General features: G+C 55.4%; 25 protein-coding genes and 1 pseudogene. 16 read left to right on the top strand and 10 right to left on the bottom strand.

The features are described from left to right. The first annotated feature begins 14 nt into the window (after positions 1–14). The 10 genes and pseudogenes from fliJ to rcsA all read left to right on the top strand — a co-directional run bounded on the left by fliJ (position 15) and on the right by rcsA (position 6,772). The gene (fliJ, locus tag ACOTY5_RS09120) at positions 15–458 is read left to right on the top strand and encodes a flagellar export protein FliJ (protein WP_017383343.1); all 444 of its coding nucleotides are present in this window, start codon (positions 15–17) and stop codon (positions 456–458) included. Further along, a complete protein-coding gene (gene fliK, locus ACOTY5_RS09125; protein ID WP_045142279.1) occupies positions 455–1,669 on the top strand; it encodes a flagellar hook length control protein FliK in 1,215 nt (404 codons plus the stop codon). The genes fliJ and fliK overlap by 4 nt, the downstream gene beginning before the upstream one ends. A 106-nt stretch (positions 1,670–1,775) precedes the next feature. After that, positions 1,776–2,246, top strand: coding sequence for a flagellar basal body-associated protein FliL (fliL, locus tag ACOTY5_RS09130; RefSeq protein ID WP_003859598.1), 471 nt, complete (start codon positions 1,776–1,778; stop codon positions 2,244–2,246). Positions 2,247–2,250: 4 nt separating this feature from the next. Continuing rightward, complete coding sequence (gene fliM, locus ACOTY5_RS09135; RefSeq protein WP_003859594.1) at positions 2,251–3,255, top strand: flagellar motor switch protein FliM; 1,005 nt, start codon at positions 2,251–2,253, stop codon at positions 3,253–3,255. After that, positions 3,252–3,665: a flagellar motor switch protein FliN gene (gene fliN / locus ACOTY5_RS09140; RefSeq protein WP_003859592.1), complete on the top strand. Its 414-nt coding sequence runs from the start codon at positions 3,252–3,254 to the stop codon at positions 3,663–3,665. The genes fliM and fliN overlap by 4 nt, the downstream gene beginning before the upstream one ends. 2 nt (positions 3,666–3,667) lie before the next feature. Beyond that, on the top strand, positions 3,668–4,042 hold the full coding sequence (gene fliO, locus ACOTY5_RS09145) for a flagellar biosynthetic protein FliO (RefSeq protein WP_015572438.1): 375 nt from the start codon (positions 3,668–3,670) through the stop codon (positions 4,040–4,042). Continuing rightward, positions 4,042–4,779, top strand: coding sequence for a flagellar type III secretion system pore protein FliP (fliP, locus tag ACOTY5_RS09150; RefSeq protein ID WP_015572437.1), 738 nt, complete (start codon positions 4,042–4,044; stop codon positions 4,777–4,779). Before fliO ends, fliP begins: the two co-directional genes overlap by 1 nt. 10 nt (positions 4,780–4,789) lie before the next feature. After that, positions 4,790–5,059, top strand: a complete 270-nt coding sequence (fliQ, locus tag ACOTY5_RS09155; RefSeq protein ID WP_003859587.1) for a flagellar biosynthesis protein FliQ — start codon at positions 4,790–4,792, stop codon at positions 5,057–5,059. Between the two features lie 6 nt (positions 5,060–5,065). Further along, positions 5,066–5,858 (top strand): annotated as a pseudogene (gene fliR, locus ACOTY5_RS09160) (flagellar biosynthetic protein FliR); the annotation flags it as partial. A gap of 290 nt (positions 5,859–6,148) precedes the next feature. Beyond that, the gene (gene rcsA, locus ACOTY5_RS09165) at positions 6,149–6,772 is read left to right on the top strand and encodes a transcriptional regulator RcsA (RefSeq protein WP_017383340.1); all 624 of its coding nucleotides are present in this window, start codon (positions 6,149–6,151) and stop codon (positions 6,770–6,772) included. A gap of 98 nt (positions 6,773–6,870) precedes the next feature. Here the strand turns inward: rcsA and dsrB are convergent, their stop codons facing one another. Beyond that, a complete protein-coding gene (gene dsrB, locus ACOTY5_RS09170) occupies positions 6,871–7,059 on the bottom strand; it encodes a protein DsrB (protein WP_003859583.1) in 189 nt (62 codons plus the stop codon). A gap of 128 nt (positions 7,060–7,187) precedes the next feature. Here dsrB and yodD point away from each other — a divergent pair, with 128 nt between their 5' ends. Both yodD and ACOTY5_RS09180 read left to right on the top strand, forming a co-directional pair. Next, complete coding sequence (gene yodD, locus ACOTY5_RS09175) at positions 7,188–7,415, top strand: YodD family peroxide/acid resistance protein (protein ID WP_017383339.1); 228 nt, start codon at positions 7,188–7,190, stop codon at positions 7,413–7,415. A gap of 294 nt (positions 7,416–7,709) precedes the next feature. Beyond that, on the top strand, positions 7,710–8,510 hold the full coding sequence (locus tag ACOTY5_RS09180; RefSeq protein WP_062934153.1) for a mannosyl-3-phosphoglycerate phosphatase-related protein: 801 nt from the start codon (positions 7,710–7,712) through the stop codon (positions 8,508–8,510). Here the strand turns inward: ACOTY5_RS09180 and dgcQ are convergent. The 3 genes from dgcQ to ACOTY5_RS09195 all read right to left on the bottom strand — a co-directional run bounded on the left by dgcQ (position 8,495) and on the right by ACOTY5_RS09195 (position 11,451). Then, positions 8,495–10,195, bottom strand: coding sequence for a cellulose biosynthesis regulator diguanylate cyclase DgcQ (dgcQ, locus tag ACOTY5_RS09185; protein WP_032103818.1), 1,701 nt, complete (start codon positions 10,193–10,195; stop codon positions 8,495–8,497). The genes ACOTY5_RS09180 and dgcQ overlap by 16 nt on opposite strands. A gap of 84 nt (positions 10,196–10,279) precedes the next feature. Beyond that, the gene (locus tag ACOTY5_RS09190; protein ID WP_003859574.1) at positions 10,280–10,462 is read right to left on the bottom strand and encodes a YodC family protein; all 183 of its coding nucleotides are present in this window, start codon (positions 10,460–10,462) and stop codon (positions 10,280–10,282) included. A gap of 77 nt (positions 10,463–10,539) precedes the next feature. Continuing rightward, on the bottom strand, positions 10,540–11,451 hold the full coding sequence (locus ACOTY5_RS09195) for a DUF808 domain-containing protein (RefSeq protein ID WP_017383336.1): 912 nt from the start codon (positions 11,449–11,451) through the stop codon (positions 10,540–10,542). 178 nt (positions 11,452–11,629) lie between these two features. Here ACOTY5_RS09195 and yedA point away from each other — a divergent pair, with 178 nt between their 5' ends. After that, the gene (yedA, locus tag ACOTY5_RS09200; protein WP_045142276.1) at positions 11,630–12,544 is read left to right on the top strand and encodes a drug/metabolite exporter YedA; all 915 of its coding nucleotides are present in this window, start codon (positions 11,630–11,632) and stop codon (positions 12,542–12,544) included. Here yedA and ACOTY5_RS09205 read toward each other — a convergent pair. The 3 genes from ACOTY5_RS09205 to ACOTY5_RS09215 are packed head-to-tail and all read right to left on the bottom strand — an operon-like array spanning position 12,516 to position 15,166. Further along, positions 12,516–13,007 (bottom strand): very short patch repair endonuclease, encoded by a 492-nt coding sequence (locus tag ACOTY5_RS09205; protein ID WP_017383335.1) that lies wholly within the window; start codon positions 13,005–13,007, stop codon positions 12,516–12,518. The genes yedA and ACOTY5_RS09205 overlap by 29 nt on opposite strands. After that, positions 12,988–14,421 carry a DNA cytosine methyltransferase gene (locus ACOTY5_RS09210; protein ID WP_108720743.1) on the bottom strand — a complete coding sequence of 478 codons (1,434 nt, stop codon included), beginning with the start codon at positions 14,419–14,421 and terminating at the stop codon, positions 12,988–12,990. The genes ACOTY5_RS09205 and ACOTY5_RS09210 overlap by 20 nt, the downstream gene beginning before the upstream one ends. A 43-nt stretch (positions 14,422–14,464) precedes the next feature. Then, positions 14,465–15,166 carry a phosphohydrolase gene (locus ACOTY5_RS09215; RefSeq protein ID WP_045142274.1) on the bottom strand — a complete coding sequence of 234 codons (702 nt, stop codon included), beginning with the start codon at positions 15,164–15,166 and terminating at the stop codon, positions 14,465–14,467. A 284-nt stretch (positions 15,167–15,450) separates the two neighbouring features. Between ACOTY5_RS09215 and ompC the strand changes: the two genes are divergently transcribed. Next, on the top strand, positions 15,451–16,614 hold the full coding sequence (gene ompC, locus ACOTY5_RS09220; RefSeq protein WP_023294961.1) for a porin OmpC: 1,164 nt from the start codon (positions 15,451–15,453) through the stop codon (positions 16,612–16,614). Between the two features lie 55 nt (positions 16,615–16,669). On the opposite strand, the gene ACOTY5_RS09225 is transcribed toward ompC, so the two are convergent. Then, a complete protein-coding gene (locus ACOTY5_RS09225) occupies positions 16,670–17,533 on the bottom strand; it encodes an N-acetylmuramic acid 6-phosphate etherase (protein WP_045142637.1) in 864 nt (287 codons plus the stop codon). Positions 17,534–17,686: 153 nt separating this feature from the next. Here ACOTY5_RS09225 and ACOTY5_RS09230 point away from each other — a divergent pair, with 153 nt between their 5' ends. Continuing rightward, a complete protein-coding gene (locus ACOTY5_RS09230) occupies positions 17,687–19,303 on the top strand; it encodes a sensor histidine kinase (protein ID WP_032619380.1) in 1,617 nt (538 codons plus the stop codon). Next, positions 19,300–20,019, top strand: a complete 720-nt coding sequence (gene dcuR, locus ACOTY5_RS09235) for a two-component system response regulator DcuR (RefSeq protein ID WP_003859556.1) — start codon at positions 19,300–19,302, stop codon at positions 20,017–20,019. Before ACOTY5_RS09230 ends, dcuR begins: the two co-directional genes overlap by 4 nt. Here dcuR and ACOTY5_RS09240 read toward each other — a convergent pair. Beyond that, a complete protein-coding gene (locus tag ACOTY5_RS09240; protein WP_017383329.1) occupies positions 20,000–20,962 on the bottom strand; it encodes an FAD:protein FMN transferase in 963 nt (320 codons plus the stop codon). The two genes, dcuR and ACOTY5_RS09240, sit on opposite strands and share 20 nt — an antisense overlap. Positions 20,963–21,020: 58 nt before the next feature. Continuing rightward, positions 21,021–23,801, bottom strand: a complete 2,781-nt coding sequence (locus ACOTY5_RS09245; protein WP_062934154.1) for a flavocytochrome c — start codon at positions 23,799–23,801, stop codon at positions 21,021–21,023. Positions 23,802–24,081 lie beyond the last annotated feature (280 nt).

Below are 24,081 nucleotides of genomic sequence, written 5' to 3' on the forward strand. Positions count from 1 at the left end.
GGAGGGCGAAGGTCATGGCGCAGAACAGCGCGTTATCAACGCTGAAAGATCTGGCTGAAAAAGAAGTTGATGATGCCGCATTGCAGCTTGGCGCAATGCGGCGCGGGTGCCAGCAGGCTGAAGAACAGTTGAAGATGTTAATCGACTATCAGCATGAATATCGCACCAACCTTAACACCGACATGGCGCAGGGCATTGGTAGCCAGCGCTGGATTAACTATCAGCAGTTTATCCAGACGCTGGAAAAGGCGATTGAGCAGCATCGCCAGCAGCTCAACCAGTGGACGCAAAAAGTCGATACCGCGCTGAATTTCTGGCGCGAGAAAAAACAGCGGTTGCAGGCCTGGCAAACCTTACAGGACCGGCAGATTGCAGCCTCGACCCTGGCGGAAAACCGTCTGGATCAGAAAAAAATGGATGAGTTTGCCCAGCGCGCATCAATGAGGAAACCAGAATGATCACACTGCAACAAATGCTGATGACCGACAGCGACCCGTCCGGCGGCACGCTGACCGGGAAAGGCGCTGAGGGCGCGCAAGATTTTCTCTCTCTGCTGGCGGGCGCGTTGACCGAAACCACCGGCAAAGGCAAAGATGCCCCGCTGACGCTGGCGGACCTGAAAGCGGCGGGCAGCAAGCTGTCGACAGCGGCAAAGGAAAAAAACGGTGATACCACGCTCCAGGCCAAAATCGCCGAGCTGCTCTCCCGTCAGGAGACCCTGACTGGTGAAGATACCGCCGTCTCCCTGCAAAGCCTCGTCTCCGGCCTGAAACCCGCCGCGAATACGGATGCGCTGAAGGCGCTGACCCAGCCGGAGGCGAAAACAAACAGCGAGACCACGACTGAAGAAGAGGAGCTGGCCGGGTTAAGCGCGCTGATGGCGATGTTACCGCACCAGCAGACCACCATCCCGGTAGCGACGCAGCCTGCGAGCACCGGGGAGATCGCCCCCCGTGCCGCCCTCCCCTCTGCGCTAGCCCAGACGGACAACGGCCAGCATCAGCCGCTTAGCCATGCGTTAACGGGTCAGGAAAAAATGCCGGTTCAGGACAGCGACACATCGTTGCCCGCCACGGCAGCCGTTACGCCAGCCGTCGCCGCCGTCGCAGAGAAGCAGGACGTAGCGAGCGCGGCGTCGTCTGCCGCCAGCCCAACCGCGACGCTGGCGCCGATCGTCAGTCACCTGGCGCCTTCACAGCCTGCCGCTACCGTTGCGACAGCGCCGGTGTTAAGCCAGCCGCTGGGCACGCACGAATGGCAGCAGAATCTGAGCCAGCACATCACCCTGTTCACAAAGCAGGGACAGCAGACCGCAGAGCTGCGTCTGCACCCGGAGGATCTGGGTCAGGTGCAAATTTCGCTTAAGCTGGATGACAACCAGGCGCAGTTGCAGATGGTTTCGCCCCACAGCCACGTCCGCGCGGCGCTGGAAGCGGCCCTGCCGATCCTGCGCACGCAGCTTGCGGAAAACGGCATTCAGCTTTCCCAAAGCAGCGTCAGCAGCGAGGGCTTTGCCGGGCAACAGCAGTCCTCATCCGGGCAGCAACAGCACGCTTCGCGTTCCGGCCAGCATAGCGGGTTTAACGATGAGAGCGAAGAGTTATTGCCTGCCCCTGCCGCCCTGCAATCCGCCGCGCGCGGCAGCCGTGCCGTAGACATCTTTGCCTAAACGCCAGAGGTAACGTGATTATCCCCGTCTTTTCCACGCTTTGACCTAAGCCGGACACGGGATAATCACCGTATTAAGCTGTACCGAAACAGGAAGCTCGTATCAGATGACAGACTCCGCTATCACCAAAAAAAGCAAGCGTTCCATCTGGATCCCGCTGCTGGTGTTGATTACCCTCGCGGCCTGCGCCACCGCAGGCTACAGTTACTGGCGTATGCAGCAGGAACCCTCCAGCGCGGCCGCCAAAGCTGAAGCGCCGCCTCCGCCGGCGCCGGTCTTCTACCCGCTGGATACGTTCACCGTGAACCTGGGCGATGCGGATCGCGTGCTTTACGTGGGTATTACGCTGCGTCTGAAAGATGAAGCGACCCGTGCACGCCTGAACGACTACCTGCCAGAAGTGCGTAGCCGTCTGCTGCTGCTGTTTTCTCGTCAGGATGCCTCCGCGCTCGCCACCGATGTGGGCAAGCAAAAGCTGGTCGATGCCATCAAACAGACGCTGGCGACCCCGCTGGTAAACGGCCAACCTAAGCAGGAAGTCACTGACGTTCTGTATACAGCCTTCATTCTGCGGTAACGACATGGGCGACAGTATTCTTTCTCAGGCAGAAATCGATGCGCTGCTCAACGGCGACAGCGATAAAAGTGACGAACCGAAACCGGGTCTGACCGGCGACGATAATATTCGTCCCTACGATCCCAATACCCAGCGTCGCGTGGTGCGCGAGCGTTTACAGGCGCTGGAGATCATCAACGAACGTTTCGCACGTCAATTCCGTATGGGGTTGTTTAACCTGCTGCGTCGTAGCCCGGATATCACCGTCGGTGCGATCCGCATTCAGCCGTATCATGAGTTTGCCCGCAACCTGCCGGTGCCAACCAACCTTAACCTGATCCATCTGAAACCGCTGCGCGGTACCGGCCTGGTTGTGTTCTCGCCAAGCCTGGTGTTCATCGCGGTGGATAACCTGTTCGGTGGCGATGGCCGTTTCCCGACCAAAGTGGAAGGCCGCGAGTTTACCCATACCGAACAGCGCGTGATTAACCGCATGCTGAAGCTGGCGCTGGAATCCTACAGCGACGCGTGGAAAGCGATTAACCCGCTGGAAGTGGAGTACGTGCGTTCCGAGATGCAGGTGAAGTTTACCAACATCACCACCTCCCCGAATGACATCGTCGTGAACACCCCGTTCCACGTCGAGATCGGCAACCTGACGGGCGAGTTCAACATCTGCCTGCCGTTCAGCATGATTGAACCGCTGCGCGAACTGCTGGTGAACCCGCCGCTGGAGAACTCACGTCACGAAGATCAGAACTGGCGTGAAAACCTGGTGCGTCAGGTGCAGCATTCGCAGCTGGAGCTGGTGGCCAACTTCGCCGACATCTCCATGCGGTTATCGCAGATCCTGAAATTACAACCCGGCGACGTTTTGCCGATAGATAAACCTGACCGCATTATTGCCCATGTGGATGGCGTACCCGTGCTGACAAGCCAGTACGGCACGATTAACGGCCAGTATGCGTTACGCGTTGAGCACTTGATCAACCCGATTTTGAATTCGCTGAATGAGGAACAGCCCAAATGAGTGACATGAACAATCCGTCCGATGAAAACAGCGGAGCACTGGACGATCTGTGGGCTGACGCGTTAAACGAGCAGAAAACGACGCCGACGAAAAGCGCGGCAGACGCGGTCTTTCAGCAGTTAGGCGGCGGCGACGTCAGCGGCACGTTGCAGGACATCGACCTGATTATGGACATTCCGGTCAAGCTGACCGTTGAGCTGGGTCGCACCCGCATGACCATTAAAGAGCTGCTGCGCCTGACGCAGGGTTCCGTGGTGGCGCTTGACGGTTTAGCGGGTGAGCCGCTGGATATTCTGATCAACGGCTACCTGATTGCACAGGGCGAAGTAGTGGTGGTGGCCGATAAATACGGCGTACGTATCACCGACATCATTACCCCTTCCGAACGCATGCGTCGTCTGAGTCGTTAAGTATGAAAACCCAGGCAACACTGTCCGCGCCCTCCGCCGTACCCGGCTCACCGCTGCTCCAGGTGAGCGGCGCGCTGTTCGGTATTATTGCCTTTATCCTTATCGCCGCCTGGCTGGCAAAGCGTTTCGGTCTGGCGGGGAAAACGGCCGGTACCCGCGGGTTGAAGGTCAGCGCCAGCACCCCGCTAGGACCGCGCGAGCGCGTGGTCATTGTGGAGGTGGAAGATGCACGACTGGTGCTGGGCGTGACCGCCTCCAGCATTAACGTCCTTCACACGCTCCCCCCTGCGCCTGTCACGGTGGAGGCTAACGCCCAGGCCCCTGCGGATTTCCAGTCCGTAATGAAGAGTTTGCTCAAGCGTCCCGGGAGATCCTGATGCGCCGTTTGTTATTCCTTACGCTGACAGGCCTGGGCCTGTTCGCGCCCTCTGTGTATGCGCAACTGCCGGGGCTGGTTTCCACGCCGCTGGCGAACGGTGGACAAAGCTGGTCCCTGTCCGTGCAGACGCTGGTATTCATCACCTCGCTGACCTTTATCCCGGCGATCCTGCTAATGATGACCAGCTTCACCCGCATCATCATTGTGTTTGGCCTGCTGCGCAACGCGCTCGGCACGCCGTCCGCGCCGCCCAATCAGGTGCTGCTGGGTTTAGCCCTGTTCCTGACCTTTTTCATTATGTCGCCGGTGATCGACAAGATTTACACCGAGGCCTACCAGCCGTTCAGCGAAGATAAAATTTCCATGCAGGTTGCCCTGGAAAAGGGGGCACAGCCATTACGTGAATTTATGCTTCGCCAGACGCGCGAAGCGGATCTGGCCCTGTTTGCCCGTCTCGCTAACACCGGTGAGTTACAGGGGCCGGAAGCGGTGCCGATGCGCATTCTGCTCCCGGCGTATGTGACCAGTGAGCTGAAAACGGCGTTCCAGATTGGCTTCACCATTTTCATTCCGTTCCTGATTATTGACCTGGTGATCGCCAGCGTCCTGATGGCGCTCGGGATGATGATGGTCCCGCCCGCAACCATTGCCTTGCCCTTTAAGATCATGCTGTTCGTGCTGGTCGACGGCTGGCAGCTGCTGGTCAGCTCGCTGGCGCAGAGTTTCTACAGTTGAGGAGCGCGCAATGACGCCTGAGTCGGTCATGATGATGGGCACGGAGGCGATGAAAGTCGCGATTGCCGTCGCCGCGCCCCTGCTGCTGGTTGCGCTGGTCACCGGTCTGATTATCAGTATTCTCCAGGCCGCCACGCAGATTAACGAAATGACCCTGTCGTTCATCCCGAAGATCATTGCCGTCTTCGTGGCGATTATCGTTGCCGGGCCATGGATGCTCAATTTGCTGCTGGACTATATGCGCAACCTGTTCACCAATCTGCCTTACATCATCGGCTGACGGACGATGCTGCATTTCACCAGCGATCAGTTTGTTCAGTGGCTCGGGATCTATTTCTGGCCGATGCTGCGCATCATGGCGCTGATCTCCACCGCCCCCATACTCAGTGAAAAGTCGGTGCCTAAACGCGTCAAAATTGGGCTGGGCATCGTTATCACGATTATCGTTGCCCCTACCCTGCCAGCGGTGGATATCCCGATCTTTTCCCCGAATGCGATCTGGATTGCCCTGCAACAGGTGATGATTGGCGTGGCGGTCGGGTTTACGATGCAGCTCGCCTTCGCCGCGGTACGAACGGCGGGTGAACTTATCGGTTTGCAGATGGGCCTGTCTTTCGCGACGTTCGTTGACCCGGGCAGCCATCTGAATATGCCCGTGCTGGCGCGTATTATCGACCTGCTGGCGATGCTGTTGTTTCTCTCGTTCAACGGCCACCTGTGGCTCATCTCGATGCTGGTGGACACCTTCCACACGCTGCCGATTGGCGACAACCCGGTAAACAGCAACGCGTTTCTGGCGCTGGTGCGGGCTGCCGGGCTGATCTTCCTCAACGGGCTGATGCTGGCGCTGCCGATCATTACCCTGCTGCTCACCGTTAACCTCGCATTAGGTTTACTCAACCGAATGGCTCCGCAGCTGTCGGTATTCGTCATCGGCTTTCCGGTGACTTTGACGGTTGGCCTTTTATTAATGTCATTATTGATGCCACTTATCGCCCCCTTCTGCGAGCATTTATTCAGCGAGATATTCAATCTGTTAGCGGATATTGTCAGCGAACTTCCACGCAAATAATAACCCGCAGTGTTTGCAATGTCTTTCTGAGGATATTCCTAAAAATAATCTCGAAAAACATCTACCAGGATATATCTGACGCGGTTTAAATGTTTCTAACCACCTCACAATACTTAATATTTACTTTACTTTAAGATGATTCCTGGCAAATTATACGTAACTTTACGGGATAGTGAGTTCGCCTGAAAGTCTTTGTCATGCTCACAGGTTTTATTAGATTTTTTCCATCCCGTATGGCTGTTTATGAGCTCTCAGGCAGGTGGTGAATTATCGTTACGCATTGAGTGAGGGTATGCCATGTCAACGATCATTATGGATTTATGCAGCTACACCCGGCTAGGGTTAACCGGGTACTTAGCAAGCAGAGGGGTAAGAAAGAGAGACATCAACGATGCACACACCGTTGAAGAACTCGCAGCCGCTTGTGACGCCCACAAGCCCGGCGTGGTGTTTATTAATGAGGACTGTTTCATTCACGACCCCGCTAACAGTCAGCACATTAAGCAGATCATTAATCAGCATCCTAAGACCCTGTTTATTGTTTTTATGGCGATCGCCAATATTCATTTCGATGAGTATTTGTTGGTGCGTAAAAACTTATTAATCAGTTCGAAATCGATTAAACCAGAGTCGCTTGATGATATCCTGGGCGATTATTTGAATAAAGAAGTTAAGAATGTAGGGGCGGTTAACTTACCCACCCTATCATTAAGCAGAACTGAATCAAGTATGCTAAGAATGTGGATGGCTGGACAAGGGACAATTCAGATCTCAGACCAGATGAATATCAAGGCAAAAACAGTATCGTCACACAAAGGAAATATTAAAAGGAAAATTAAAACGCATAATAAGCAAGTCATATACCATGTCGTACGCCTGACAGATAATGTGACGAATGGGATTTTCGTTAATATGCGCTAATTTGCACGGCCATGTTGTACCCTACCTTGATCTCTGGCCTGGCCAGAGATTTTGCTTTTCAGTAGCCGGAGCCGGGGAGAAGACACCCCGACGCCGCCCTATTCCGCCGTTTCCACAAAGATCCCATCCGGGTGCCCCAGTTCGTTGAAGAACCAGATGCCGAGCGGGTAATCTTCCAGCGACACCAGATACATTGTGCCTTCATTAAACTCTTCTATAGCCAGCACCACGCCCGGGCGGCGCGGCCCACCGTCCGTTTTGACGGTTACCCGATCGTTGACCTTCATACATTCCTCCTGTGGTTTTGAGCCAGTGTAGAACAAATTGCATTGCCTGGCATCGCCACCTGGCGCGAATGGCGTTTTTGTGTGCGGTCTATACTTAACTGTTGAGACGATTAAATGAGGAACCCGCCATGAAGACCGACAAAGAGTACAGCGACACCATTAAGCGTGAGGTTGAAGTGGATGTCGATGCCCTGCTTGCCGCCATCAATGAAATCAGTGAGTCCGAAGTTCATCGCGCGGAGGATAATTCCGACCGTGTCGTGGTCAATGGTAGGGATTACCATACCTACCGTGAACTGGCTGAAGCATTCGAGCTGGATATCCATGACTTTAGCGTCTCGGAGACGAACCGCTAAGGCGAAAAAAATCCCGGTCATGGGGATGACCGGGATCAAACTTGCTTATGCAAGAAGCACTTGTAAATTCGTTACACCAGGAAATCTGATGCAGGTAAGACATTATCCCCAACGGAATAGTCTTACAAGCATATATTCTCTTAGCGAATATTATATTTTATACATGTGAATTTTGGTTATGAGTATAAACATGCGCCGCGTGTGGGTTTGTCGGGATCGTTTCCACTTCAACGGCGCGTCAATGCCTGTTTTTTTAAGATTTATCTTAGGTGAAATCATCACCCGGGAGACGTTATGCCTTCGTTTGAGGAGACTCTGCTTGTTTTTACCGACCTCGACGGCACGCTGTTGGATTTTCACACACTCGACTGGCAGCCTGCGGCCCCCTGGCTGGAAAAGTTAATGGATGAACAGGTACCGGTCATTCTGTGCAGCAGCAAAACCGCGTCCGAGATGGATGACATCCAGCAGGAGCTGGGGCTTGGCGGGTTGCCCTATATTGCGGAAAACGGCGCGGTGATCCAGCCTGACGTACGGTGGGAAAACGCCGCACGGTTCATCTCAGAAAAGAAGCATGACGATATCCGGCAGTGTATTGCCCGGGTACGCCAGGAGATGCATCTTAAATTCATCACCTTCGATGACGTGGATGAGCGCGTGGTCGCCGAATGGACTGGGCTGAGTCGTCCCCGCTCAGTGCTTGCGCGTAAACACGAGGCTTCCGTGACGCTGATCTGGCGTGACAGTGATGAACAAATGGAACGCTTTGCCGCCGAACTCGCCCGGCAGGGGCTGAAGATCGTCCAGGGAGCACGCTTCTGGCATATCCTGGACACCTGCTGCGGCAAAGACGCGGCGGTTCACTGGCTTGTGGACCAGTATCGCCTGCACGAGGGTTCCGAACCGACGACGCTGGGCCTGGGCGACGGCCCGAATGATGCCCCGCTGCTGGACAGCGTAGGCTTTGCCGTCGTGGTGAAAGGCTTCAACCGGGAGGGCGTCAGCCTTAAGAACAACGATCCCGCCCGGGTTTATCACACTCAGCACACCGGGCCGACCGGCTGGTGCGAGGGGCTTGATTACTTTTTGACGTGATCCTGCCAGATGACCCGGTTACGCCCGCGCTGTTTCGCCTCATACAGACGCGCATCGGCGGTGGATTGCAGATTTTCGAAGTGATAATTGCCCTTCTCCTGCGCGCCAGAGACGCCAAACGACGCACTTACGCGCAGGGTGGTACTTTTCTTAATCAGGATCTCTTTGCTGTCGATACGCTCGCGGATCTGCTCTGCGACTTCCGCCGCCTCTTCAAGCGTCATGCCCGGCAGCACCACACAGAACTCTTCGCCCCCGACGCGTCCGGCAATATCTTTAGTCCGGAGGGTGCTGGCAATCAGACCCGCGGCATGGGACAACACCTTATCACCCGCCTGATGCCCGAACCGATCATTGATGCTCTTGAAGCAATCAAGATCGATCTGAATGACCGAGAAAGGCAGCGACTGCTGTTCACACTGCTTCGCCAGCATTTTCGCCTGCTCGAACAGCGACCCACGATTATTCAGCCGGGTCAGAGGGTCGTGCCAGGCCTGCCATTGCAGCGAGTTCTGCATCGAATACATATTACTGACCATGCGCCGGATCACCAGCCATGAGATGAGCAGCATCGCGGTGAACAGCGCCCAAAGCAATGCCAGCACAATGCTGATGCTGCCGAAATCACCGCGCACCCCTTCATCCAGGGTGTGCACGCGCAGGACGATGCCATCAAAATGGTCGAGACGCTCCCAGCTCACAAAACGACTCCCCAGGCGAATGCCGCCTTCGGAATCCGATTCTATCGCGTGCGCTATCTGCGCTAATTCGCGCGCGTCAAAATGATTAACGTCCGCAGCAGGTGATTCAGACGTTGCAAGCTGAGTAAGCCGACTGTCATACAGTTGGTATTCCCCTTCCGGGTTATCGCCCACGGCTTCCACCAGCAGGCGACGCAGGGTGGCAAAGGTGAAATCCATCGCCACCACGCCATACCAGACGTGATTGTAATAAACCGGCACGCTGGCGGTGATCAGCGGCTTTTTGCCGACAAAGGTGGAAGGCGGCGAGATAAACCAGCGCACGGCACGCGCACGGTTTTCACGCTCGGACTGTTGGGTAAACCAGGGCTGAGTGACCAGATGGTAATAGCGCTGCACGATATCGCTGGAATTTCCCGGCGTGTCCGTTTCCAGAAAGAATCCGGCGCGAGAGACATAAATCACGCGCTCTTCGTTGCGGGAAGGGCTGGATGCCAGACGCAGCAAATACCCCACTTCAAGCGCGGCGGACAGTTCATTATCAAGGTACTCATCATCACGGTTCAGAAGGGTCGTCTTTTCAACGAAGGCATCCGAAACACCGTTGATCGGTAACGTGCGCTGTTTATCAACCGCAATTTGCCAGCTGGGGGACGTGCGCAAATGCGCAAAACGCTTTACCGCATCATGCAGCACGCCAAACGCCAGCGGCGTTTCCAGCGCATCACGCATGCTGTGGCGAAAAAACAATAACTTATCGACGCTGAACTGAAGCTGTCTGTCCAGCGCACTGGCAACCGTTTCCAGATGGTTACGCTGGCTGGAGATATAAGCATCTTCCAGTACCACAACTTCGCGCCAGGTCAGGAGGGTGGAAAAGATCAGGACAACGATAAAACAGAAGTTAACAATCAAACGGGGATTGCTACGCTTATGCAGCCACTGCAAAAAAGATTGTTTTACAACAAAGGTATCGTGCTGCACACACACTCCCTGATTGTCGCTCACCATCCGATATGATAAGTCTTCTGCCAGTAAAAACGCCCGGCAAGGCCGGGCGTTGTGTGATTAAGCCTTGTCGCGTTTTTGCCTTTTATTAGCAGGCTGAAGCTCGTCTTCGCGAAAAGCCTCCCGCTTAATGCCGTATCCATCATGCCACCGACACTCCACCATTCCGCTGGAATACCCGGTGACGATCATGCCTGGACCACCATTTTTGGGCTTAACTTCATCACTGATCAAAAAGACCATACCTGCCTCCTGTATCAGGGTGAAACGTTTTCAATTTAGACGAGGAATGGTCTTTTTGCATCCGGGGTCAGCAATAATTAATGCGATTTCCCGCGTACTTTTTCAACCAGCTTAACAACGGCTACCACAATCAGACCGACGATAAAGCCCAGTACGAGGTTAAGCAGTGTGGGCAGAATTGCAGCAACTACCGCTCCCTGGCCTGACGCAAAATGTTCAATCATGTGATGCAGCGAAGCAACACCGTGCACGATAATTCCGCCGCCGACCAGGAACATCGCCAGGGTTCCCACCACCGACAAGGTTTTCATCAGCCACGGCGCCAGCACCAGCAGGCTTTTCCCAATGCCGCGCGCAATTGCGCTGGATTTTTTTTCCAGCCAGAAGCCGATATCGTCCAGCTTGACGATCAGCCCGACCAGGCCATAAACCCCTATCGTCACGAGGATCGCAATGCCGGACAGGATCAGCACCTGGTTCATCAGAGGGGCATCTGAGACGATCCCCAGCGTAATCGCCACAATCTCGGCCGAGAGGATAAAGTCCGTGCGGATCGCGCCTTTGACCTTATCGCGTTCAAACGTTTTTGGATCCTGTGCGGCCAGCGCTTCCAGACGCTGCTGGCGCATTTCCGGGGTGTCTTTCTCTTTGCGTGCAGCGAACATATGCAACACTTTTTCGGCACCCTCGAAGCACAGGAACGCCCCGCCAATCATCAGCAGGGGCGTAATGGCCCAGGGTATAAAGGCGCTAATCAGCAGCGCCAGCGGAACGAGGATCACCTTGTTAATAAAGGACCCTTTCGCAACGCCCCACACCACCGGCAACTCACGGTTCGCCCGCACGCCGCTGACCTGCTGCGCGTTAAGCGACAAATCATCTCCCAGTACCCCGGCGGTCTTTTTCGCCGCCAGTTTTCCCATAACCGAAATGTCATCCAGCAAGGTGGCGATGTCGTCCAGTAATGTTAATAAGCTACTTCCTGCCAAAATCTCTTTCCTTCTTTTTTTGCTAATTAAGTGAATAGTATGGAACAAAACTCACCGCCCGGAAACTGGCACCTCGCGTCAACAAAAATTTCACATCAACAACACAATTAAAGCACTCGCCAGGCTGATAGTTTTGGCGTTAACTATGAGCGAACTTTTTATTTCGTCGTGAGGGACTATGCGTTTCCGGCATTTATTACCGCTCATTGGAGCACTCTTTTCCCTGTATATCATCTGGGGGTCCACCTATTTTGTCATTCGTGTAGGCGTGGAAAGCTGGCCCCCGCTGATGATGGCCGGTATTCGTTTCCTTACGGCCGGCGTGCTGCTGATGGCGTTTTTATTGCTGCGCGGCCACAGACTACCGCCGCGGCGTCCCCTGCTTAACGCCGCCCTGATTGGCCTGCTGCTGCTGGCGGTGGGCAATGGCGCGGTAACCGTCGCCGAACACCAGAACGTGCCGTCGGGCATCGCCGCAGTGGTCGTCGCAACCGTGCCGCTGTTTACGCTCTGCTTTAGTCGCCTCTTCGGGATCCGCACCCGTAAGCTCGAATGGCTGGGCATCGCGATTGGGCTTGTGGGTATCATCCTGCTGAACAGCGGCGGTAACCTGAGCGGGAACCCCTGGGCTGCCGTTCTGATCATGATCGGCTCCATGAGCTGGGCCTTCGGCTCGGTCTACGGTTCACGCATCGAGCTGCCCTCCGGGATGATGGCAGGTGCGATTGAGATGCTCGCGGCGGGCATTGTGCTGCTGATGGCCTCCGCGTTGACGGGTGAAAAACTGACGGCGATGCCAGACCTTTCAGGTTTCCTGGCCGTCGGGTATCTGGCGCTGTTTGGCTCGATTATCGCCATCAACGCCTATATGTACCTGATTCGCAACGTCTCACCGGCGGTTGCCACCAGCTACGCCTACGTTAACCCGGTCGTTGCCGTGCTGCTGGGTACCGGTTTTGCGGGCGAAGTGCTGTCGACGATTGAATGGCTGGCGCTGGGTGTGATTGTCTTTGCCGTGGTACTGGTCACGCTGGGTAAACATTTGCTGCCCGCGAAACCGATTGTCACGAGGTGTGAGGTGGAGAAACCGTGATCGGGTGAATGCCCTGGGTATCGATCTGCGCGGCCTGACCGCCGCCGCAGATCCACTCTTCCAGCCGCTCCGTCAGTTCCACGTCATTCAGCTTCATTCTTCCACGCAGCGCGCACTCCCAGACAATCAGCACCCGCCAGCCCTGAGCGTAAAGCTGAGAAACATCGCGTTTATCACGCTCGACGTTTCTGCCAATCTTCTCCAGCCAGAAGTCGGTGCGTGTCGCCGGGACTTTAAACAGATAGCAGTCGTGATGATGCCAGAAACAGCCGTGGGTAAAGATGATGCACTGGTACGCGTCGATGACGAAATCAGGACGCCCGGCAAGCGTGGCATCCTGAACCCTGAATTCAAACCCGGCGGCGGTCAGAAGGCCCGCGATCCGTTTTTCAATCGCGGTATCACGCGTGCCGATGGCACGCATGTTTTTACTGCGCGTGGCCTTATTGTGAACGTCCGCCATCGACGGCCTCGCTCTGACGAAGCTGAACGGCCTTGCTGATGCGTGAGGCCAGCAGTTTAGCTACCGCGGCAAAGGCTGGCACCACCACCGAGTTGCCAAACTGACGATAGGCCTGGGTATCCGACACCGGGATGCGAAAACTGTAGCCCTGCGGCGTCTCAAAGCCCATTAAGCGGGCGCACTCGCGCGGCGTTAAGCGCCGCGGTCGGTGCTGTTGGTTCTGAGGATCGTCAAAATCTTTTTCGCCCAGCGCCTTATCCCAGCCGCGATCGATAAGAATTTCCGCACCATCTTTGTAATAGCGCGCCGACAGCGTACGCGTCACGCTGTCAGGATTAAGCGGATTGACCATGCCAAACCCAAAGCCATTGCCTTTGGCCTGATGCTTTTTGGCATAGCGATAGAGGTATTTCCACAGCACCGGGGTCAGAATGAATTTCGCATCGACGGCGGGCTCCAGCAGATCGGCCACCGTCGGGCGGCGCGCCGGATACAGCGAGGGCAAATCACGCAGCGTAAAATCGCCTTTCAGATTGAGATCGCGGCGGAAGCCCACCAGCACGATGCGTTCGCGGTGCTGCGGCAGGAAGTGTTTGCCGTCGATAATTTTCGGATCGTCCGGCCCCATGTCCTCTGCATCCGCCACGTCATAACCCAGTTCATCCAGCGTTTGCATGATAATGCGGAAGGTTTTGCCGCCGTCATGACTCTTTAAATTCTTGACGTTCTCCAGGACAAAAATTGCCGGGCGGCGGGCATCAATGATCCGGGCAACATCAAAGAACAGTGTGCCCTGCGTATCGCAGGCAAAGCCGTGTGCGCGTCCCAGCGCGTTCTTCTTCGACACGCCAGCCAGCGAGAACGGCTGACACGGAAAGCCCGCCAGCAGCACATCGTGCGCCGGAATGGTATTGCGAATGTGTTCGGCGGCCTCTTCATCGCTGACGCCGGTTTTGTGGCTCAGCGTGACATCCCGAATATCCGCGTTGAACTGGTGCGCGTCGGGATCGCAATACCAGTTGGCTTTATAGGTACGGACGGCATGTTTGTTCCATTCACTGGTGAATACACACTGCCCGCCAATAGCTTCAAAGCCATGGCGAATGCCGCCGATACCGGCAAAGAGATCGATAAAGCGAAAGGCATAATTTGGATGCGCAGCAGGCGGACGCGGCAGCAAATTTTGCAGATAGCGGAACTCACCATCGCTCAGGCGGTGACCTGCCCTGTCGCTTATCAGCAGCCGCTTGAGTATCGCCGGGCTCCAGTGGCTCTCGCCATGGGCCACCAGCTGGTTTGCCAGCGTTCTAGCATCATACATTTCCAGCAGCTGACGCAGGAGTGCCTGCACGGCTGCCGTTGATTTCTCAACCCGCTCAGGCGCGGGCACAGTCACTGATCGATTTTCCTGCATTCTCTTAACCGGACAATAAAGACAGAAAACAGAGTACCACAGTTCAGGATCGCACACTGCGACGGAAATGGGTCAATATCTGGCTGTCGGTTCCGAGGTAATCGCCCTGTAATTCGGCACTCAGCTTCGCCATAAACTGGATCAGAAAATCGGCATTGTGACGCGCAAGTTCGCGCCCCCGCGCGGTTTGCATGGTGTCAGGCAGGCGCAGGAATTTGGTCTGAAAGTGGTCGAGCGCGAAGGCTTTATCATCCAGCGCTCGTGTTCCGGCGAACGGGTCGTCGGCATCAAACAGCGCGGCGCCCAGCGCACCGGAGACGGCAAAGACGCGCGCCAGGCCGATAGCGCCTAACGCCTCCAGCCGGTCGGCATCCTGCACAATTTTGGCCTCCAGGCTTTGCGGCGCGATACCGGCACTGAAGCTGTGCGCTTCAATAGCATGCTCAACGGCTGCATAACGATCCGGCGGAAAATCAGGAAAGTCGCGACTGAGGATCTCGCGCGTTTTTCGCGCTGCCAGCCGCGAGGAGTGGCTACGTTCCGGGTGATTTTTCGGCAGGCTGACAATGTCATGGAAGTAGCATGCGGTCAGCACAACCAGCGGATCGCTATCCTCGTCAGCCATAATACCCTGCGCCGTCATCCAGACGCGGTGAAAATGGGCGATATCGTGCGCCGCATCATCAGTAAAATGATTTTCGTCGAGCCAGCGCTCAAAACGGTGTTGCCACTGCGCAAGTTCCATCATCCTGTCCTGTTGCTCAAAAGTGAGTGAATTATAATACACCCGAATTAAAATCCTTTATAAATAGAATTACGAAATACTTAATAATAATTACCCGCTATATTTTCAATGAATTAATTCATGTGAAAAATAAAGATATAAAAAGAAATATTTTGTAATATTTTTACCACTTTAATTACATTTATTTTTGAACCTAAATAATAATCCATAGAATAGTATCAGCCATGTAGTTACGGAGGGTAATTACATATATTCAGACAATTTATATTTAAAGGGAATATATAATGAAAAGAAAAGTTCTGGCAATTCTCGTACCCGCGTTATTAATGGCTGGCGCAGTAAATGCGGCGGAAATGTATAACAAGAATGGCAACAAAGTTGACCTGTACGGTAAGGTTGATGCGCGTCATACCTTCTCCGACAACCCTGGCGACGACGGCGATGAAACCTATGTACAGGTGGGTTTCAAAGGCGAAACGCAGATCACGAACGACCTGACAGGCTATGGCCAGTGGGAATATAAAACCTACGCTAACGACACCGAAGGCGCAGGTGATAAATCTTTCAACCGTCTGGCATTCGCTGGCCTGAAATATGGCGACTACGGCTCATTTGATTACGGCCGTAATTACGGCGTCGTGTATGACGTTGAAGCCTGGACCGATATGCTGCCGGTATTTGGTGGAGATTCTTACACCTGGACCGATAACTTCATGAACGGTCGTGCTAACGGTCTGGCGACCTATCGTAATAACGATTTCTTCGGTCTGGTCGACGGCCTGAACTTTGCGCTGCAATACCAGGGTAATAATGAAGGTGGCAACGCAAACGAAAATCAGGAAGGCACCAAAAACGGCCATGATGATGTTCGTTTCCAGAACGGCGACGGCTTCGGTATGTCCACCTCTTATGACTTCTCTGGCGATCTGTCTGGTCTGAGCCTGGGTGCTGCATACTCTTCTTCTGACCGTACTAACGAACAAGTCGGTGCGGGTAGAAATAACGCCCACTTTGCTGGCGGTGAAACAGCCGAAGCATGGACCATTGGCGCGAAATACGATGCCAATAACGTCTATCTGGCAATGATGTACGCTGAAACCCGCAACATGACCCCATACGGCGATGATGGTATTGCGGATAAGACTCAGAACTTCGAAGCAGTGGCACAATATCAGTTCGACTTCGGTCTGCGTCCATCCCTGGCATGGGTTTACTCTAAAGGTAAGGACATGACTTATCCAGGCTACGCCGGCAACCCGCAGGGTCAGAAAGGCGATATGGATCTGGTTAACTACATCGACGTGGGCATGACGTACAGCTTCAACAAGAACTTCTCTACCTATGTTGACTACAAAATCAACATGCTGGACAACGATGAACGCTTCTACGAAGCAAACGGTATTTCTACCGATGACATCGTTGGCGTAGGCATGACCTACCAGTTCTAATTCCCATCAATATTAAAGCCCGCGATGCGGGCTTTTTTTATTTGACGCTGAAATCTTACGGCGCTTCCTGCAAGGCCAGGCGAACAAACCCGTTATTCTGCGCCAGCAATTCGTGCGCTTTCCAGGCATCCAGCCCCGTCAGCACCATCAGTACCGCCGTTTTGCACTGGTGGTTACAGCTTTCCAGCGCGGCCTTCGCCTGAGCCCGGCTACATCCCCCCGCTTCCATCACAATGGCAATTTGTCGTTCGGCCCATCTGGTGTTGCTTGCCTCCAGATCAACGCGCAGGTTGCTGTACACCCGTCCGGAACGTACCGCCAGACCGGTGGTGATCATATGCAGGCTCATGCTTTGCGCAATGCCTGCTTTAGCGTTGGTATACCCGGCCACCACATCCGCGCCCAGTTCGGGGGCAATGACCATGCTCGCCAGCTGCGCCGCTTCACTTTGCGCATCCTCCGTAATGATCGCAACCGTTGAGCCCAGAGACCACGCATGACGCATCGCGCCCCATACCCATGGGGTTTTGCCGCTGACGGACAGCGCCAGCATCATGTCATGCTCGCCAAATTCTATCGTCTGAAGGTCGGCAACGCCGCGCGCGTAGCTACCGGCGTGATCGCCTGCTGTCATCGCAATGACGGGATGTTTTCCCGGGGCAAACGCTTCTGCCGCCTGTTCAGCCACGCGTCCGGACGCGCCCGCGCCGGTCAGTACCAGACGTCCGCCGTGGCTAAGCGTCGCCGCCGCGTTATCCACCACGCGTGCCAGCATACTTAAGTGAGGGGTAAGTGCAGATGAGATTTGCGCGTCATGCTGGTGTATGACGTTAAGCATATCCAGCGTCGATAATCTGTCGATGTTCGTGGTGCTGGCGTGCCGTCTTTCCCTGGCCGTACCGGTAAGCATAATGCTCATAAACTGCCTCCTTATTATGAGTACCCTCACACTATAAAGTGTTTTATATAGGTCACCTGAGAGGAGGCTCACGAAACGCCTCTCTTTACATGGCTTTATGAAACGCCCGTCATCAGCGATAATTAGCCCTTTCTTATTCATCGCGGAGTGTTAATGAGCGATTTGCAGCCCTTCCCCCCGACGCGCAAGCGCCCTATGAAGCTGAATACGCTGGTTACGCTGATGGTGTGCGCGATTATCGGCTCGGTGCTGCTGGTGGTCTTCGCGCTGTACTCTGTGCAGATCACCCGCGCCACGCGCGATGACGTGAAAGATACCGCGCTGGGTATCGCCAGGACGCTGGCCGACAGCCCGGAGATCAAGCGTGGCCTGATGGAATCGCCGCAGGCTGGCATCATCCAGCCGATTGCCGAGGCGGTGACGAAGCGCAACGACCTGCTGTTTACCGTGGTCACCGACCTGCGTGGGATCCGCTATTCCCATCCAAACGAAGCGCTGTTAGGTTTGCATTTTATTGGCGACGATCTGACGCCCGCCCTGGAAGGGAAAGAGAATGTCTCCGTTAACCGCGGCGCGCTCGCGGAAGCGCTGCGCGTCTTTACGCCCGTGTATGACGACCAGCACGACCAGATCGGCGTGGTGGTGGTGGGTATTTCGCTGAATAAAGTTGAAGATCAGATTGCCCGCGGGCGGCTCAACGCCGTGTGGACCATCTTATTCAGCGTTCTGATGAGCTCAGTGGCGATATGGGGTCTGGTCCGGGTTCTGAAACGTATCCTCTTTGGGCTGGAGCCTTACGAAATCTCAGCCCTCTTTGAGCAGCGCCAGGCCATGTTGCAGTCCCTGCGCGAAGGCGTGATGGCCGTGGATATGCACGGGCGCGTGACGATGATTAACCACACCGCCAGAGAAATATTACTCCTGACCTCGGGCCAGCACTCCGAAAGCAGCAGTGAACCGCTGCTGGCCAGCCTGCGCGAAGTATCCAGGACCGGCATTGCCCGCCAGGATCAGGAGATCGGCTGTAACGGGCGGCTGCTGCTGTGCAACATGGTCCCCGTGAAAAGCCAGAATCAGGTGATCGGGGCGATCAGCACGTTCCGCGACAAAACCGAAATCAGCCAGTTAATGCAGCGTATTGATGGCATGGTCAGCTACGTTGATGCCCTGCGCTCCCATACGCATGAGTTTATGAATAAGCTGCACGTGATCCTCGGCCTGCTGCACATGAAGCGCTACGATAAGCTGGAGGAGTACATCATCCAGACCGCGCAGAATTATCAGACGGATATCGGCGCAATACAGCGCAAAGTTAAATCGCCGGTCATTGCGGGCTTCCTGCTGGGTAAAATTAACCGCGCTAAAGAGGCCGGAGTGACCCTGACGCTGGCGGAGGAGAGTCAGCTTCCCGACACCGCCAATGAAGAGCAGGTTGCGGTGCTGATCACCGTGCTGGGCAATTTAATCGAAAATGCCCTGGATGCGATGGAAGGCCAGCCGGAAGGCGAGATCGGCCTGCTGCTGCATTATCAGAACGGCTGGCTGAGCGGTGAGGTCAGCGATGACGGTCCCGGCATTGATCCCGAGCGGCTGGAGGCTATTTTTACAAAGGGCTACTCAACAAAAGGTGAAAACCGCGGCGTTGGGCTGTTCCTTGCGCGTCAGCAGATCCAGAATCTGGGCGGAGATATTACCGTCGAGTCGGAGCCTGGCGTATTTACCCAATTTTTTGTTCAGATCCCCTGGGATAGCGAGAGGAATATCGCGTGATAAATGTGTTAATTGTCGATGATGACGCCATGGTAGCCGACCTCAACCGTCTGTATGTTAACCGCGTTGAGGGTTTTAGCTGCTGCGGCGTCGCTTCCACGCTCAACCAGGCCGAGGCGTTGATCGCCAACCCAGGCCAGCCGATCGATCTGGTGCTGCTGGATGTCTATATGCAGCAGGATAACGGGCTGGATCTGCTGCCCATCATCCGCGCTTCGGGCCGCCCGATTGATGTCATCATGATCTCGTCGGCCTCCGACGCCGCAACGATCCAGACCTCAATGCACTATGGCGTGGTGGATTACCTGATTAAACCGTTCCAGTTCCCGCGTTTTGAAGAGGCGCTGAACGGCTGGAAGGCAAAGCGCAGCCTGATGGGATCGCATCAGTATTATGAACAGGCCGACGTCGACAGGCTGATCCACGGCGGCGCGCCGGAGCTGGCCGACAGCAAAAAATTACCGAAAGGCCTGACGCCGCAGACGCTGCGCACCATTTGCCAGTGGATCGACAGCCATCCGGAGATAGAATTTTCCACCGACGATCTGGCGAATGCGGTCAACATTTCCCGCGTCTCCTGCCGCAAATACCTGATCTGGCTGGCGCAAATTAATATCCTGTTCACCAGCATTCACTACGGCGCTACCGGCCGGCCGGTTTATCGCTACCGTTTGCAGCCGGAACAGGTCGGCCTACTCAAACAGTACTGCCAGTAATTCGGTAGCTGTCGTCCAGAAGGGTAAAACGGAAGTGGTGCATCGAGGAGATCACCACTTCTTTTGTTTTGGTGACAAAGATGGCTTCAATATCGGGGCGCGAACGCAGCGCGGCGCAGCCCTTTTCCACGCCCATGCCGTAGATCAGCGTGGTCCAGATATCGCCGTCGAGGGAGTCTGGCGAAATAATCGTCACGCTGTCCAGTTCGTTATCCAGCGGGTAGCCGGTGCGTGGGTCAAGTATGTGGTGATAACGTTTGCCGTTCAGCTCGAAGTAGCGCTCATAGGTGCCTGACGTCACCACCGACCGGTTTTCGACCGTCATGGCGCCAATCAGCGCGTCACCGGCGAACGGTTTTTTCAGGCCGACGCGCCAGCCGCCCTCCGGCGAGCCTAACGTCTGGACGTTGCCGCCAAGGTTGATCAGCCCAAGTTCAACGCCCTCTTTATGCAGGTAATCCCGCACCCTGTCGGCGATATAGCCTTTAGCAATGGCCCCCAGATCGATCTCCATTCCCTGGCGAGTAAGGAACACGCTGCTGTTGGCTTCATCCAGCACCACGTCCGCAGGATGCGTGATGCCCAGCAAGGCGGCGATCTCGTCCGCGGGCGGTACAGCGTCCCCCTTAAAGCCAATTTTCCAGCGCTTCACCAGCGGGCCGATCGCCAGGTTAAAGGCGCTGTCTTTAAGCAGGCTGGCCGCTTTCGCGCAGCGGATCAGCTCGAACACCGGGCGACTGACGGCAACCGGATGCTGACCGGCCGCATGGTTGATGTCCATTACCTGGGAGTGCGCTCGGTTAACGGTGAGCAGATCTTCGTACTGTTTGATCAGGCGAAACACGCGAGAGGCAAGCGCTTCGTCATGGGAAAAGAGTTTCAGGAGGATGGGCGATCCCATCAGAACGGCGGAGTAGCTGTAAACGCGATGGCTATCAGGCATTTCATGAGTCCTCAGATGTAGCCCCGGCAGGCACCGCGCCGCCGGGGAAACAGGAGCCTTACCGTGTTTTCGAACGCATAGCCGCCTGATGTCCTGCAAGCGTACCAAAAATAATGATATCTGCCACCGCGTTACCGCCGATGCGGTTACCGCCATGGATGCCCCCGACAACCTCACCCGCAGCAAACGCTCCCGGCAATACGTTGTGGTTGCTGTCCAGCACGCAGGTTTCTGTGTTAATGGTCACGCCGCCCATGGTGTGGTGAACGCCCGGTGCAATCTGAATGGCGTAGAACGGCCCTTCGTTGATTGGCGCACGCAGCGCGGTGGTGCGGCCGAAATCATCGTCGTGCTGTTTCTCCACAAAGCCGTTGTAGCGTTCCAGCGTTGCCAGGAACTGGTGGTGATCCATCCCCAGCGCTTCCGCCAGGGCTTTTGGCGAGCTGGCGCTGGTAACAAACCCTTTTGCGATGTACTCATCCGCGGCTTTGTTTTTGGCGCGAACATGCTCGTCAAAGACGATGTAAGCGTATTTCTCCGGCAGCGCGATGATCTGCGCCGAGACTTTGTCGCGGGTCGACATTTCGTTATAGAAGCGGTTGCCCTGCTGGTTTACCAGAATCGCCCCGCCGCCGCGGATGGATTCGGAAATCAGATACGACGTTTTCTGCTCAACGGTTGGGTGGATCTGAATTTCGCCCATATCCACGGTGCCCGCACCGATACGCTCCAGCAGCGCGATACCGCCTCCGGTCGCCCCTTTGTGGTTGGTGGTAACGAACCCTGCCAGATCCGGACGGTATTTCACCACCATCTGGCTGTTGGCGCTGAAGCCGCCCGTTGCCACAATCACGCTTTTGGTTGCCACGGTGAGGGTTTCGTTCTCTTCGGTGGTCAGACGCACGCCGGTCACTTCGCCATTTTCGAAAATGATGTCGCTCACGGAGGTATCCAGCATCACCTCGATATTGCGCTTGTTGACGTTACGCACCAGGCCGCTGATCAGATACCCGCCCACTGCGGAACCGTCTTTCGGACGGTGCGTACGGTCGATGCTCATCCCGCCGGTGGTGGTAATGTCGTTCAGCATAATGCCGCGCGTGGCCAGCCATTCGATAGCCTGCGGCGCGATCTCGACAAAGCGACGCAGCAGTTCAGGGTTGTTCTTGTTGCCACCGCCTTTCAGACTTTCCTGGTAGAACAGCTCTTTGCTGTCCTGAATACCTTTCACGCGCTGGAAGCGGGTCTCCGCCGCGTTCATCCCGGCCGAGGCTTTAATGGTGTTCCCGCCGATGGTTGGCATTTTCTCGACGATCAGCACGCTCGCGCCTTCGTCATGAGCCTGAATCGCCGCCGCCAGACCGGCGCCGCCGCTGCCGACCACTACCACATCCACGCTTTTAGTCTCATTCGGGTCAGCGCCCTCTTCTGCCGCCAGCGCTTTGCTGGATTTCAGCATCGCCTTCGAGACCGCTTTTTTCACCGCCTCGCTCTGGCTGGTCGCGCCGGTGATAGCATCCACGTGCGGGGTGTTGGCGTCCAGAATACGGGTACGGATCTCTTCGAAGCTGGTGACAAACTCCACGTCTTCACTCGGGCCGGAGGCCAGTTCGATATCGGCGATGCGGTCGGTTTCGAGGCTGACGTTAATCACCAGTTCGTTAGCATCGTCCTGCACTTTTTCAATAAAGGTGCCCGGTTTGAATTTAGATTCGCCCATGCTCATGTCGCGGATCATCGCTTCCACCAGCGAGAAGCGCCACAGCGGTTCCGGGATGCTCAGTTCTTCGCGTCGGGTGCTGTCCATAAACAGCTCCAGGCTTTCGCCCGCCGCGATGCGATCGGTCCAGTCCGGATAGGCGATGGTGGCGCGGCCAACGGCAATCAGGTCGTAACCGTGATCCAGTGCTTCATTCACATCCGTGGCATTCACCACGCCGCCAACGCCCATCACCGGTACCTGCGCCAGCGTGTCAGAGCGCATGGCGCAGTATTTTTCGATAAGTGGCGTCGGGTCCTGAGTATCGACGATAGAAGGACGCAGGGCGGCGCCAACGGAGAAGTGGAGATAATCTACCCCGCGCGCGGCCAGTTTTTCCAGCAGATACAGGGTGTCTTCGAAGCGAATGCCCGGGACTTCAAGCTCTTCCGGAGAGAAACGGTAGCCAATGATAAACGCGTCGTCCGCGTACTGGCGCACCATCTTGTGGGTAATGTCCAGCACCGCCAGCGGGAATTTCGCGCGGTTTTCGCGGCTGCCGCCCCACTCGTCGTCGCGCTGGTTAGAGTTCGGGGAGAAGAACTGCTGGATCAGATAGGTATTCGCCCCGTGGATTTCGACGCCGTCGAACCCGGCCTGAATTGCGCGGCGCACGGCTTCGCCGAACTTGCCGATCATGCCTTCCACCTCTTCCGCGGTCAGGGCAACCGGCGTGGCGGCACCGTCACGCGGCGCGGCAACGGCGCTTGGGCCAACCGGCGTGCGGCCCCCAATCAGTTTTGGGTCGACCATGCGGCCGCCGTGGTAGATTTGCAGCAGGGCTTTGGAGCCTTCGGACTTGATAGCGTCAGCGATTTTTGCCAGCCCGGCGATTTTCTCGTCGTTATCAATACCAATTGCGCCCGGGAACGCCAGGCCGAGATCGTCAACAAAACAGCACTCAACGATGATGGTGCCGATGCTGCCCGCGCGGGCGCGGTAGTACTCCACCAGCTCGCTGGTCACGGTGCCATCGTAATAACCGGTACAGGTTGTCATCGGGGCCATTAACAAACGGTTTTTCAGTTCAGTACCATTCGGTAATGTGAAGGGGCTTAAAATACGTTCGTTAGTGCTCATAATAGAAACTCCAAACTTTAAAAATTAAGAATTCGTTATCGGGATGATTTTTTATTTCGTGTTTTTTGCCGATGTCATGATAGTAATATAAAGCTTTTTTTAGTTTCTAAAGTCATTACGTTAGTTAATAAACTATTTAATCCCTTCGATAACATTAATAACACATTGGTGTTAGCGGGAATGTTTCACTCGTTCACAAGAATTTAAAAAAAGTTAAATTATAAAAGGTCAAACCAATACACCAAACCCATCAAAAAACCTTACAAAACAATGATAAACA

It is taken from the genome of Enterobacter cloacae complex sp. SHL018, from assembly GCF_049237905.1.
In the GTDB taxonomy this organism is placed as follows: Bacteria; Pseudomonadota; Gammaproteobacteria; order Enterobacterales; family Enterobacteriaceae; genus Enterobacter; species Enterobacter hormaechei_C.

Bases quoted from the DNA above. Each gene is read 5' to 3' on its own strand.
- ompC (WP_023294961.1), top strand. From the start codon at position 15,451: ATGAAAAGAAAAGTTCTGGCAATTCTCGTACCCGCGTTATTAATGGCT.
- ACOTY5_RS09225 (WP_045142637.1), bottom strand. From the start codon at position 17,533: ATGAGCATTATGCTTACCGGTACGGCCAGGGAAAGACGGCACGCCAGC.
- ACOTY5_RS09190 (WP_003859574.1), bottom strand. From the start codon at position 10,462: ATGGTCTTTTTGATCAGTGATGAAGTTAAGCCCAAAAATGGTGGTCCA.
- dsrB (WP_003859583.1), bottom strand. From the start codon at position 7,059: ATGAAGGTCAACGATCGGGTAACCGTCAAAACGGACGGTGGGCCGCGC.
- fliN (WP_003859592.1), top strand. From the start codon at position 3,252: ATGAGTGACATGAACAATCCGTCCGATGAAAACAGCGGAGCACTGGAC.
- rcsA (WP_017383340.1), top strand. From the start codon at position 6,149: ATGTCAACGATCATTATGGATTTATGCAGCTACACCCGGCTAGGGTTA.
- ACOTY5_RS09215 (WP_045142274.1), bottom strand. From the start codon at position 15,166: ATGGAACTTGCGCAGTGGCAACACCGTTTTGAGCGCTGGCTCGACGAA.
- ACOTY5_RS09205 (WP_017383335.1), bottom strand. From the start codon at position 13,007: ATGGCGGACGTTCACAATAAGGCCACGCGCAGTAAAAACATGCGTGCC.
- ACOTY5_RS09230 (WP_032619380.1), top strand. From the start codon at position 17,687: ATGAGCGATTTGCAGCCCTTCCCCCCGACGCGCAAGCGCCCTATGAAG.
- ACOTY5_RS09245 (WP_062934154.1), bottom strand. From the start codon at position 23,801: ATGAGCACTAACGAACGTATTTTAAGCCCCTTCACATTACCGAATGGT.
- fliQ (WP_003859587.1), top strand. From the start codon at position 4,790: ATGACGCCTGAGTCGGTCATGATGATGGGCACGGAGGCGATGAAAGTC.
- yodD (WP_017383339.1), top strand. From the start codon at position 7,188: ATGAAGACCGACAAAGAGTACAGCGACACCATTAAGCGTGAGGTTGAA.
- fliM (WP_003859594.1), top strand. From the start codon at position 2,251: ATGGGCGACAGTATTCTTTCTCAGGCAGAAATCGATGCGCTGCTCAAC.
- ACOTY5_RS09210 (WP_108720743.1), bottom strand. From the start codon at position 14,421: ATGCAGGAAAATCGATCAGTGACTGTGCCCGCGCCTGAGCGGGTTGAG.
- yedA (WP_045142276.1), top strand. From the start codon at position 11,630: ATGCGTTTCCGGCATTTATTACCGCTCATTGGAGCACTCTTTTCCCTG.
- fliK (WP_045142279.1), top strand. From the start codon at position 455: ATGATCACACTGCAACAAATGCTGATGACCGACAGCGACCCGTCCGGC.
- fliJ (WP_017383343.1), top strand. From the start codon at position 15: ATGGCGCAGAACAGCGCGTTATCAACGCTGAAAGATCTGGCTGAAAAA.
- ACOTY5_RS09240 (WP_017383329.1), bottom strand. From the start codon at position 20,962: ATGCCTGATAGCCATCGCGTTTACAGCTACTCCGCCGTTCTGATGGGA.
- fliO (WP_015572438.1), top strand. From the start codon at position 3,668: ATGAAAACCCAGGCAACACTGTCCGCGCCCTCCGCCGTACCCGGCTCA.
- ACOTY5_RS09180 (WP_062934153.1), top strand. From the start codon at position 7,710: ATGCCTTCGTTTGAGGAGACTCTGCTTGTTTTTACCGACCTCGACGGC.
- fliP (WP_015572437.1), top strand. From the start codon at position 4,042: ATGCGCCGTTTGTTATTCCTTACGCTGACAGGCCTGGGCCTGTTCGCG.
- fliL (WP_003859598.1), top strand. From the start codon at position 1,776: ATGACAGACTCCGCTATCACCAAAAAAAGCAAGCGTTCCATCTGGATC.